Source organism: Acinetobacter apis (assembly GCF_900197575.1).
Classification (GTDB): domain Bacteria; phylum Pseudomonadota; class Gammaproteobacteria; order Pseudomonadales; family Moraxellaceae; genus Acinetobacter; species Acinetobacter apis.
Map to the genome: position 1 here is coordinate 33,210 of NZ_FZLN01000006.1, position 12,367 is coordinate 45,576.

Genomic DNA, 12,367 nt, shown 5'->3' on the forward strand with positions numbered 1-12,367 from the left:
GAATGTTTTTCACTCAAACAATATGATTACGTTGATGCTATGTTACATAAAACAAGTTCTTTGATTAATTCAGGTAAACGCACAGGCTTTCGTGCATTTCATTACACTAAAAAGCTAGTACACTGTGCTGCCGTGATTGGAGAGGGTTTTTTTGTTGTTTATAAAAATCAGCTCTATAAGACCCCAAATGACCCAAAGAATACAGAATATGTGCAATGGTTTTGTCAAAAACTCTGCAAAGTATTTAACATTGACGTACAAGTTCATGGTCATGCTGACCAACAATCGATTGCGCTTTGGGCCAGTAATCATGTGTCATGGCTTGATATTCCTGTATTAGGGTCAGGTGCACGTGTATTTTTTTTAGCAAAAGCTGAAATTGAACAATGGCCTGTCATTGGCACATTGGCAAAAAGTGGTGGTACTTTATTTATTAAACGTGGTTCAGGCGACTCATCTAAAATCCGTGAGCAAATTACGGATTTTTTAAAGCATAATATTCCTGTACTGTTTTTCCCTGAGGCAACCACATCAGATGGCACTCACATTTTAAAAATTCACGGTAAATTATTTGGTTCAGCCATAGAAGCCAACCAACCTGTTCAAGTGGCTTTATTGTGTTATGTGAATCAACAAGGTGAGCTTGATACAGTTGCGCCGTTTGTTGGCAATATCGCGATGTCTGATCATTTATTTCGAGTGCTTGAAATGCCAAAAGTCACAGCTCATGTGATGTTGATGCCAGCTATTTCTGTTGCAGGGCATAGCATGGAATCTTTAACACATGAAGTGCATGAAGTCATGAAAAAAGGCTTGGTTGACTTGCATCAAAAGGTACTAAAACATCCAACTCAATTTGAGTCTATGTAAGTTACATTAACCCTTCAATCGGCAGCAGAGAGATGAGTTTTAAGCCGCCATTTTGCCACCACAATACTTTTGGCTCATGATTATAAATGACGGGGCCAAGAGGGGTTTCTTTGGTCCAAGTAATTTTCTGATAAGGGGTAAGTTTGAGCTGATAACTATATGAGTTGATATTACGGGTAATGGCATGATGGATATTTTGCGCTAAATCCGAGCTATAGAGTAAGACACCAATTTCTGAATTTAACTTGGCTGAACGTGGGTCAAGATTAAATGAACCAATAAATACTTGATCATCTACAGCCATCATTTTGGCATGTAAACTTGAGCGGCTTAAGCTTTTTAAACTGACTTTCGTGCGATAAGATAAGCTTTTGGTATATTTATTGAGTGCTTTATCATCTAAAACAGGCAAAAACTCATACAGTTCAACATTGTTTTTAAGTAGCTGTTGTCGGTATTTTGAATAAAAAGCATGCACTAACCAAACATCATTGGCTTTAAATGAGTTGGTTAATACGCGCACTTTTACGCCATTTTGAGCCATTTTACTTAAAATATTTGTCCCTAAAGTTTCAGGTACAAAATACGCAGACACAATATCAATATTATGTTTTGGTTTATCCAAATATTGACTCAATTGTGCTTGTAAATAGTCATTAGGTTGTGCTGTGCCATGAATTTTTTCTGGCTTGTCATGTACAACTTTGGCTTTGACCCAATCAAGCTTCAAATCGTGGTATAGCCAATCATTGAATTCATTGGCTCGATTAGCAAGGTTTAAATAATTTTGTACTACAATTCGCTGCTGATGTTCTGTGAGCTGCTGTTTTAAATTGTCATAACGCAGTTGATGCTGGCGTGGATTGACAATTTGTTTGACAGGATAGGCATAGCTATCATTCCAATATTCATCAAAAGAGCGTCCAATATCTTGTACAGATTGCCCAACAAGCATGACATCTAAATCAGAAAACTGGTAATTGTCACTGGTATAAAAGTATTGGTTACTCATGTTACGACCACCAATCAATGCAATTTCATGGTCGACAATAAAGCTTTTAATATGCATTCTACGATTAACACGTTTTAAATCGAGCACAATGTCTAAAGGACGAAAATTTCTAAATTTATAAGGATTATAAAGTTTGACTTCAATATTGGTGTGCTGGCTCAAAGCCAAAAACACACCTTCCATTTTTTTTGCATTGTTATCATCAATTAACAAGCGGATCTTCACACCGCGGTCAGCAGCTTGAATAATATGATATAACGCAAGAGCACCAATTTTGTCGTTATCCCAAATGTAATACTGAATATCTAATGTTTTTTGTGCTTTATCCATTAAACTTAAGCGTGCTGCAATGGCCTCTAATGGGTCAAATAGCAAATGGTAGCCGGTTAAACCGGGGTTTTGTGTTTGTAAGGGCACAATCATTTGTGCAAGTTGTGTGTTAGAGGTATCAATATCTGTAATATAGCTTGGTGTTTGTTGGACTTGTTTTGGTAAAGTACTGCATGCATTGAGTGTCATTAGACAAGCAGTATAGATTGTTCCACGACAAATCAATCGTTGAATCAGTTGGAGATTGAAACATGGCTTTAAAAATCTGTTTTTCTGCATAATGCCTTAAACGTGCAAACTTGAAGTGAGAAATGGGTCAGCGTGAACTGACAGTGTAATGTGAACTGGCCTGAGAGAATTTATGTGGAATTCTAATACATTTTTTTTTACCTTTTATATAATTTTTATCGCAGTTGCCATTTGGGCTGCGATACAGTCTTGGCGTGTACAAGCAAAAACAGAAACAATTCATCCTGTTAAGGCATTTATTCATTTGACGATGCGTTATCAACCTTATCTATTATTTCCACTGTTTGCTATGGCATTGCTTGGCGGTATATACGGGTTTATTTCAGTGTGGGTCAGTGTGATCTTAATTGTGCTGTCAGGTGTATTAATTTACGCGCGTTTTATTGAACCACATTGCTTACAGGTTAAATTGACTCAATACACGTTGCCATTATCAGATGACCATCAAACTCGTGCGCCATTTAAAATAGCATTAATCGCAGATTTACATGTGGGTTTATTTTCAGGATCAGCCAAACAATTAAAAAAAATTGTAGATCAATTAAATGAAGCCAAACCTGATATTGTGGTGGTAGCCGGTGATTGGACATATGAGCCCGAACATACCTTGGCTGATCAACTGAGTATTTTAAAAGACATTCAAGCACCTGTGTATTCAGTCAATGGCAACCATGATGAAGAATTTCCAGGACCACCTATTCAGGCACTGTTAAAAACCGCCCTTGAGCGTAACCACATTGTTGATATAGAAGGTCAAATGATTGAATTTGATCATTTTCGTATGCTTGGCGTGGGGGATTTATGGGCAGGTAAATCTGATATGAGCTTTATGCCAAATTTACCCCAAGACAAACCGTGGGTTATTGTATCTCATAATCCTGATACCATTGATTTGGTTCCTCAACTTCCAACAAGACCATTGATGTTGTCAGGTCATACACATGGTGGACAAGTGGAGTTGCCATGGTTTACTGATCATATGATGCGTAAAATTTCGATCCTCGGGCATAAACGAGGTTTATATGTGCATGAAAATGCAGACGTGTATGTCACTGTTGGAACAGGAATGGTTGGAATACCATTTCGGTTTCGTGTGAAACCAACGATTGACTTAATTGAGTTAAGATAAAAAAAGCCCCTAAACAAATGTCGTAAAGGGGCTACCAATAGCTTTATATTGTTGAACGGAGGTTTCAACAAACCACTAGGATGAAGGCTGAGCATATAATCTTGACGAACAAGCGTTATATGAGATTCATATTAGCATAGAAATCTCACGATCAATCTTTGTGCAATGTTTTGTTGCATTATATTTGGAAATGAGCACTTAATGTGCTTCATCCCAATTTTTGCCAACGCCAATATCAACTTCGAGTGGCACAGCAAGGGTCAATACAGAAGACATAATCTCAGCAATTTGAGGTGAAAGTGATTCAATCGCATCATGATCGACTTCAAATACCAATTCATCGTGTACTTGGAGTAACAAACGAATCGAATCTTTAGGCAGTTGTCGATCAACTTCAATCATGGCCAATTTAATAATATCGGCAGCACTACCTTGTAACGGTGCATTGATTGCAGCACGTTCAGCGGCTTTTCTGACCATCATGTTGCGTGCATTAATATCAGGAGTATATAACCTACGTCCTGATACTGTTTCAACAAAACCTTGTTGAACAGCCACTTGGCGTGTGCTTTGCATATATTCATAAATGCCAGGATAGCGATTAAAATACTGCTTAATATAGTCTCGTGATTCATCACGGGTAAACCCTAACTGACGTACTAAGCCAAATTCAGACATGCCATATAACAATCCGAAATTTACAGCTTTGGCTTGACGGCGTTGGTCAGACGTTACATCGTCAAGTGGAATTCTTAACACTTCAGATGCTGTACGGCGATGAATATCTTGTCCATTTTGGAATGCATCAATCAATGCTTCATCTTGAGAAAAATGAGCCATTAAGCGTAATTCAATTTGTGAATAATCGGCAGCTAAAATACTGCGTCCTTCTGGTGCAATAAAGGCTTTACGGATTTGACGCCCAATGGTATTTCTGATGGGAATGTTTTGTAAGTTGGGATCAGATGATGATAAACGCCCAGTGGTTGTAATTGCCTGATGATAACTGGTTTGTACTCGAAAAGTCTCTGGATTGGCTTGCTCAACCAAGCGATCAGTATATGTGCTACGTAGTTTTGCCAAGCCACGGTGCTCAAGAATAATTTCAGCAATTGGATGCTCAAGTTTTTCAAGCACGCTTTCACTGGTACTGTATTGCCCTGAGGCTGTTTTCTTGCCACCTTTAATTGCAAGTTTATCAAATAGAATATCACCCACTTGTTTTGGAGAGGCAATATTAAATTGTTCGCCCACAATTTCCATGGCTTGGCTTTCAAGTCCATGCATCGCTTGAGCAAATTCCTCGCTTAACTGTCCTAAAAACTCAGGATTCAACTGAATACCAATTTCTTCCATTTGGGTCAGTACAGCAGCAACAGGCATTTCAATACGATGTAATACATCTAAAAGTAATGGCTCAGCTTGTAGCTTTTCATTTAATACTTCATACAAGCGATAAGTGACATGTGCATCTTCAGCAGCATAATGACCTGCAGTTTCAAGCTCAATTTGATTGAACGTTTTTTGCTTGGCGCCTTTGCCTGCAATTTGCTCAAAGGTTGTACTTAAATGACTTAAATACAAACGTGCAACATCATCCATACCGTGTCGTGTTGCAGTCGCATTTAAAACATACGAGGCAAGCATAGTGTCAAAATACCAACCTTGTAAATGAATACCATGGTTCGCAAAAATATGGGCATCGTATTTTAAATGATGACCAATTTTTTTAACTTCTGGATTTTCAATAAAGGGTTGAATCTGTTTTAAGATACGATCTCGATCAAGTTGAGCAGGTGCACCTTCATAATCATGTGTAAAAGGGATGTAATACGCATCTTTTGCATCAAATGCGATTGAGAAGCCCACCATGCTTGCAAAGCGGAAGTCTAGATGTGTTGTTTCCGTATCAATGGCAAAATGATCTGCTGTTTGAAGACGTTGATACACAGCATCCCAATCTTGCTCGGTTAAAACAATATGATAGGTCGCCTCACCAATTTGGTCATCTTGACTGGTAAGTTGTGCTTGATCTGTTGCTGTTTCAACAACAGGTTGGCTTGCAGCTGCTTGCTTATATGCAGCATTGTCTGGATTGTTGGGGTGATCAAGTGATTGTAATTGGTTACGAAATTCAAGCTCTGTATATAAGCGGCGCAGTTCATTGGTGTTTGGGTGCTGAAGTTTTAAATCATCCCATTCCAGCCCTAAATCTAAATCACACACGATACTTGCCAATTGGTGATCAATTGCAATGTTATCGGCGTGCTCTTTTAAATTGTTGCCAACTCGGCCTTTAATTTGTTCGACATTCTCTAAAATGCCACCAATGGAACCATATTCTGCCAATAGTTTGGCTGCTGTTTTAGCACCCACACCAGGCACACCCATAATGCCGTCTGATGCATCGCCCATTAAGGTTAAATAGTCGATAATTTGATGTGGCCAAACGCCAAACTTTTCAAATACACCATCTACATCAAGGACACGTTCCTTAAAGCTATCTTCAAGTTTAACTTTTTCATTGACCAATTGGGCCATGTCTTTATCCCCTGTGGAGATTAAAACATGTTGGTTTTCACGTTCAGCGTGTTTGGTCAGTGTTCCAATCACATCGTCTGCTTCTGCACCAGGCAAAGTGTATAAAGGAATACCAAGTGCACGAATTAATGCGTGTAAATATGGAATTTGTTCAGCCAAATCTTCTGGCATAGATGGACGATTGCCTTTATAAATAGGAGACAATTTATGACGAAAAGTGGGTTCAGGTGTGTCAAAAATCACAGCCATATGCGTTGGCTGAGTACGACGCATTAACTTTTGAATCGCAGATAAAGCACCACGAATGGCATTGGTATGCAAGCCTGTCGAAGTCGTTAATGGAGGAAGGGCATGATACGCCCTAAATAAAAAATAAGACCCATCAACCAAAACAAATGGTGTCATAATTGCGTTCCTCAATAAAATCTTGAGCGACTGTTCAGCGCATCAAGAGATAGATTTATATGTACTGTGAATGCACAGCAAGTCATTCGTGCAGCTATCGTTGTTTTAATTGTGCTTCATCGAATCGTGTTATAGACAGTATACCACTTAGCGGTAATCATCTTGCTGTACAGGTAAACGATTCATCGATTGCGTATCATTCACAAAGCCAATTTTAGGTACAGGGATTTCAATTTGGTGCTGAATAAAACTATTACGAATTCGTTCTAATATTTCATCTTTGACTTGTCCATAATTGGCTTGATGACACCATACTGTAAACGTCAATTCAATGGATGATTCAGCAAATTCTGTGACGGCCAAATGTGGCTTAGGATCATCTAACACCAACGGATGGTCATATGCAGTTTTGGTCAGAACACGCCGTACTTTCGATAAATCTTCATGAAACGTGACTGGTAAAGTGACAGGAATACGCCGTATGGGATATTTAGATAAATTATAAACAGGCGTTCGTATTAATTGTTCATTGGGTACACGAATATAGGTGTTATCAATGGTCAGTAATTTTACAGACAATAAGTCAATTGAAATCACTTCACCTTCAATAATTTGTCCACGTAATAATGACATTTGAATCACGTCACCAACTTCAAATGACCCTTCACCAATCAAGAACAAACCACTAATTAAGTTGGTCGCAGAGGTTTGTGAGGCAAAACCCAAGGCAACCGATAAAATCCCTGCCGCACCTAAGAATACACTGACTTTAAAGCCTGCTTCTTTTAAAGCAGCAATGATGAAGAATAGAAAAATGGTATAGAAAATACCACGTCGCCAAACCATTCTTTGGTGTGCGTTAAAGCGTAAACCCACTGTACGAATGAATGTATTCGAAACCAGTCGCGCAATGAGAAAGCCAATAAAGCACAATAAAGCAGCAATAAAAATTTCGCTGATGCGGTTGAAATTTATTGTCGTGAAAATTGCTTTTAAACTAGAAACAAGGTCTTGTGGTATTTGTGTTTTATCCATGACTGTTCCTAAAAAAATGAATCAAACATATTAAATAGTACACCGCCTGGCGAGCGTGGTGCGTGAACATAGACCACTTCTCCTGCACGTGGTGGAGTCCTATTTTCAATTTTTACCCGTGATGGACGATCAGAAGAGTCATGAATCACTTTAATATGAGATGTCCACAATCGATTCGTTTCTTCGCTAAAAAATAAAGGTAAAGCAACAATTGGAACGTTCATTCGGTCAAAACGTAATTGTTCATGACTTGTGTTGTGAAAAACAATTGGTGTGACTGCACGAAACGCTTTTGGTTCTAATTTTTCTAATTCTGTGCGTCCATTAACTTTGGTTGAATAACATAATTCACCTTTTTTGGTGTCTGGACCAAACCAAGTTTCTTTTGGCTGAATCACAGGAATATCAAATAAAGGATCTTCATGTCCTTCAGCAAAACCGACTACCCACAGCGGGGTACTGATATAAAGTAAGCCTTTTTGACCTGCAGGAATATAAATAGGTTCAATGGGGTGAATTACAACCGAATGATCTGCTAAGCGGGGCATCAACTGAAATTGATTTTGAGTTTTTCTAAACATGTAGCGTTCAACATGTTTAGGCTCGGGCAGTACATAATCTGGATCTAAAATTTCACGCCAACTTTGTTCATAATCATGCTGAACCAATGGACGATGAAATTCCACTCTCCATTCTTGTGCATGACGAGTAATCTGTAAAATTAAAGAGCCGAATTTCCATGTACGCGATTGGTCTAATTCAAATAAATATTCGCCCCACCATTTAATATTGGGTGAGGTCTCTTTATTGTCATTTACGCTGTCAGCACTCACAAGCGCTCCATTTGATATCATTTTATGTGGTTTATATCCTGAAAATTATATGAAAAAACCATCATATGCTAATTATGTATTTTGTTGGCTTTTAATGATAAATCGTTATGATAAACGACGATGTTGCATTAATGGCATCATTGTTCGGTGCTGTTCTTGATCATGTTGATCAAAATGTGCAGTGATGAGTTGTAAACCATCACGATGAGCATGGTTCAACACGGTACCACGGCTATTTACAATGCTTGCATGTCCCCATGTTTGACGATCACCACCATGCCAACCTTGCTGAGCTGCACCTAAAACATGACATTGTGTATCAATGGCACGTGCGCGTAGCAGAAGTTCCCAATGCGCTTGTCCTGTTTGATAGGTAAAAGCGGCAGGGGCAGTTAACAAATCAGCACCTTGGCTGCGTAGTTTTACTGCCAGTTCAGGAAACCGCAAGTCATAACATACCATGAGACCGATCTGACCAAAAGGCGTACTTGCAACCACAAGGTCATCTCCAGGTTCAAAATTCAATGACTCTTGATAGGTTCCAATATTGTCGCCAACAGCCACATCAAACAAATGAATTTTATCATAACGTGCCACAGTACCTTCAGGTGAAATACATAAGCTCGTGGTTCTAACTCGTAAATCAGGTACTCGATCGCCATTTGGTCTAAATGGGCAAGGCAATGTTCCTGCAATCAGCCAAATTTGATGATCAGCAGCCCATTGTTCTAGTTGCTGTTGAATCTCTTCAAAGCGTTCAGCGGTATCACGCTGTTTGCCAGGTGCAAAACAAGCAAAGTTTTCAGGCAGAACCAACAATTGAGCATCTTGCTGTTTAGCATCAATAATTAATTGCTTCACATCAGCTAAATTCTGCTCAATATTGTCTTGGGAGTTCATTTGTGCAATAGAAATGAGGGACATAGATCAACGACCTCAGCAGGAGAGATTTAATCAGCACATTTTAACGCTTTTTTTTCTTTTTCTAATTGTTTAACTAAAGGTTTAAACACATTTTGATTACTTTCATTTAACTTAGATAATGTTTTATGTGCATCTAATACGGTATTTAGCATGGCTTTTTGTGTTAAGTCATCATCTTTTAAAACCTGTGTACAGCAGATATTATTTGCTTCATTACAAGTTAAAATAGAAAATACCTGACCCAAACCCATGCTATTTGCAAGCGTTGTGATATCGGGATTGGTCGATAACATAATACTTTGAATGTGATGCGTTTGTTTTAGGCGAATGCCTAATTTTGCTAAAATGCCTAGAACGGTACTATCGATAAATGTGGTTTGGGTAAGATCTACAACAGCACTTGCAATGTTTGTTGATTGTTTCTCAATTTTACCCAATAACTTATCTAAGCTGATACAAGATTGCGCACGAACTTCACCAATAATTTTGAAAAAGTGAGTGCCATTTAAGCTTGCATACTCAACATGACCAGTTGACATACATATGCCGTTTTTTAAAAAGGATTGATAAATTATCCCATAGCATGTGCACATACTCAATAGGGGATAATGTGAAAGTCATATCCTTTTAGCTATATATTTGATAAACAGTTACTTTTGTCGCCAGATGGTCAAGATGGCAATATCATCGACAGTGTGATCTGGTGCTTTAAAAGACTGGTTTTTTAACTGATCAATCAATAGATTGAGTTGATCACTTAAGCAGCCATCAAATGCTTCTAAGGCGCCGTCTGAGCAAACCACAAAGCGTGCATTTTTAGCCAAAACACATTCAAACTCTTCGATTTCAATGTCCTCAGTTAAACCTAACGCAAAACTACTGGTGTTCAAAATCATTGGCTCTTCATGGCCATTAAACAAAATGGCTGGTGGGTAATGCCCAGCACTAGACCAGCGCAGCTCATGTGTTTCAAAGTTTAAAATACCTGTAATCATGGTAATGTGCTTTTCAATATCTTCTTGAATCAACATTCCATTGAGCTTTTTAATTAGCTCTCTAGGTCGTTTGGAGCTGCCATGAAATGCAGCCATCCATGATGTTAATAAGCTACTGGCAACACCGTGACCCGAAACATCGGCCAAATAAAACATGACTTCTTTATCGCTGATTTTCCAGTAGTCATACCAATCGCCAGATAAATAGGCCGATGGCTTAAAAAAAGACTCGAATGAATAATTTGGAATATCAATGTCATCAGGCAATAATTTTTTCTGTAATAACGCAGCTGACGGTAAATCGCGACTGTCTTGATTTCGCTTATACTGTGCATCAATACTGTGTAATTGCTCAATAGGGTTGGTTGGAATTTTATCCCAAATCCAACCAGCCAAAGCACCTGATTGCCATGCTTCGGCCAATGTAGAGCCCTCATCTTCAAATGCCAACACAACCGTTGGAAAATCCCACAAATGTTTTAAAAAGTCTTTCACATCTGCAATCACAATCACGCTATGGTCATATTGGTCAAGATCAGCAAGCTGAATGACTTCTAAATCAGGCAAAATACTTAATACAGTATCAAGATGCGAGATTGAACGTGAAGGTTGGATAAAATACATATATAAGATGAATACCTAATATATAACCAAATAAAAAAACATTAATGCTCATTTATTTGGTTAGATCACAAAATTATTTTGATGGTGGAGCAGAATCTGCTACATCATCACTCACAAAAGATACATCTTGATCTGCTCTACCTTGTTTTTCTGCAATGATGAACTTTTTGCGTTGTAAATATACATCACGAATTGCTGCATATTTATCACCTTGTAAAGTATCTTCTACATCAAGCAAAGAACTTCTCAAATCAACTGCACCTAGTGCATTGTCAAGCCAAAACAACTGGTCTGAATCATCAAAAATATAACGCTGAGGGCGTGCTTGTCTATCAACAATTAATGCTAAACCATCTCGTAAGGTACTTGGACCAAAAACCGGCAGCATAATATAAGGACCAGACGGTACATGATAATAACCAAGGGTTGTACCTAAGCTTTCATCTTCATAATCTAAATGTAGACGCTGTGCTGGGTCAGCTAAACCTAAGGTGGTGAGTGTATTAATAGCAAAGCGCCCTAAAGTTTTTAAAGCACGCATAGGTTTCCATTGAATGACTTGGTTTGTTGCATTCCATGGTTCGCCTAAGTTATTACGAAATTGGCGATATGAGCCGCGTACTTCACCAGGTACTTTGGCTTTATATTGCACAGCAACAGGACGAAGTATATAGGTATCTAACGTATCATTAAATGCAAAGACTTTACGGTTGACCGATTGAAACGGATCTTTTACTTGTTCAGGCTGTGCAGCATTTGCATCGACTTTTAATTCAGTCTTTAATGTTTTTAATTGATGTTTTAAATAACGTCGAACAGTGACTGTTGTTGTAGTCGATGGTGTTCTTTCAGTGGATACTTCAGTTGTATAGTCACTAGAATTTGGCGCGGCTTGATCAAAAGTTTCTGCATTTACAGTTGTTGATATACAAATAGCCGCAGCTAAGGTCAGCGACGATGTCCACAATATTTTATAAGATTTATCACACATGTGAATTCCAAAGAGCGCAAAAGAATTAATTTATTATCTTAGTGTATAGCATGAACAATAAAATGGGGCAAAAAGATTGTTTGCTGAACAATCTTCTTATGATAATGCTAAAAAAGGTGAATAACTGATCAAGCGGAAGGAATAGTTAAAAAAAGGGGTTGCGTTGGATTTGGAATGGTCTATAATGCGAATCCATCGGCGGTGCTGTTAAATAAAACTTGTTGATAAACAATAGCTTGGGTTGTTGAGTTGGTTTTAGAGACGAACTTTATAGTTTAAGAATAAGTTTAGAGATGAGAAAAAATAAATAGCACGACTGCTTGACTTCTGTGAGGAAGAGAGTAATATAGCCGACCTAGCTTACTGATGACGAGTCACTAAGTAAATCATTAAAAGCAATGAAGAACAACTTGTGTGGATTTTTGTTGA

The 12,367-nt window shown here is 38.3% G+C and carries 10 protein-coding genes; 2 read left to right on the forward strand and 8 right to left on the reverse strand.

Annotation, left to right across the window (positions count from 1 at the left end):
- Nucleotides 1-39: 39 nt before the first annotated feature.
- Nucleotides 40-870, forward strand: coding sequence for a lysophospholipid acyltransferase family protein (locus CFY84_RS10635; protein ID WP_088824331.1), 831 nt, complete (start codon nt 40-42; stop codon nt 868-870).
- 1 nt (nt 871) lies between these two features.
- On the opposite strand, the gene CFY84_RS10640 is transcribed toward CFY84_RS10635, so the two are convergent.
- On the reverse strand, nt 872-2,491 hold the full coding sequence (locus CFY84_RS10640; protein WP_088824332.1) for a phospholipase D-like domain-containing protein: 1,620 nt from the start codon (nt 2,489-2,491) through the stop codon (nt 872-874).
- 82 nt (nt 2,492-2,573) lie between these two features.
- On the opposite strand from CFY84_RS10640, the gene CFY84_RS10645 reads away from it, so the two are divergent.
- Complete coding sequence (locus tag CFY84_RS10645) at nt 2,574-3,590, forward strand: metallophosphoesterase (RefSeq protein ID WP_088824333.1); 1,017 nt, start codon at nt 2,574-2,576, stop codon at nt 3,588-3,590.
- 198 nt (nt 3,591-3,788) lie between these two features.
- Here the strand turns inward: CFY84_RS10645 and polA are convergent, their stop codons facing one another.
- From polA to CFY84_RS10680, 7 genes are all read right to left on the reverse strand, one after another.
- Complete coding sequence (polA, locus tag CFY84_RS10650; protein WP_088824334.1) at nt 3,789-6,536, reverse strand: DNA polymerase I; 2,748 nt, start codon at nt 6,534-6,536, stop codon at nt 3,789-3,791.
- A 147-nt stretch (nt 6,537-6,683) separates the two neighbouring features.
- The gene (locus CFY84_RS10655; protein ID WP_088824335.1) at nt 6,684-7,571 is read right to left on the reverse strand and encodes a mechanosensitive ion channel family protein; all 888 of its coding nucleotides are present in this window, start codon (nt 7,569-7,571) and stop codon (nt 6,684-6,686) included.
- An 8-nt stretch (nt 7,572-7,579) separates the two neighbouring features.
- Complete coding sequence (locus tag CFY84_RS10660; RefSeq protein WP_171289081.1) at nt 7,580-8,404, reverse strand: hypothetical protein; 825 nt, start codon at nt 8,402-8,404, stop codon at nt 7,580-7,582.
- Nucleotides 8,405-8,509: 105 nt separating this feature from the next.
- Nucleotides 8,510-9,328 carry a carbon-nitrogen hydrolase family protein gene (locus tag CFY84_RS10665; protein WP_088824337.1) on the reverse strand — a complete coding sequence of 273 codons (819 nt, stop codon included), beginning with the start codon at nt 9,326-9,328 and terminating at the stop codon, nt 8,510-8,512.
- Nucleotides 9,329-9,354: 26 nt separating this feature from the next.
- On the reverse strand, nt 9,355-9,867 hold the full coding sequence (locus tag CFY84_RS10670; protein ID WP_088824338.1) for an STAS domain-containing protein: 513 nt from the start codon (nt 9,865-9,867) through the stop codon (nt 9,355-9,357).
- A 111-nt stretch (nt 9,868-9,978) separates the two neighbouring features.
- Entirely contained in the window at nt 9,979-10,947 is a 969-nt protein-coding gene (locus CFY84_RS10675; RefSeq protein ID WP_088824339.1) for a PP2C family protein-serine/threonine phosphatase, read from the reverse strand.
- Between the two features lie 73 nt (nt 10,948-11,020).
- Entirely contained in the window at nt 11,021-11,938 is a 918-nt protein-coding gene (locus CFY84_RS10680; protein ID WP_088824340.1) for an MlaA family lipoprotein, read from the reverse strand.
- Nucleotides 11,939-12,367 lie beyond the last annotated feature (429 nt).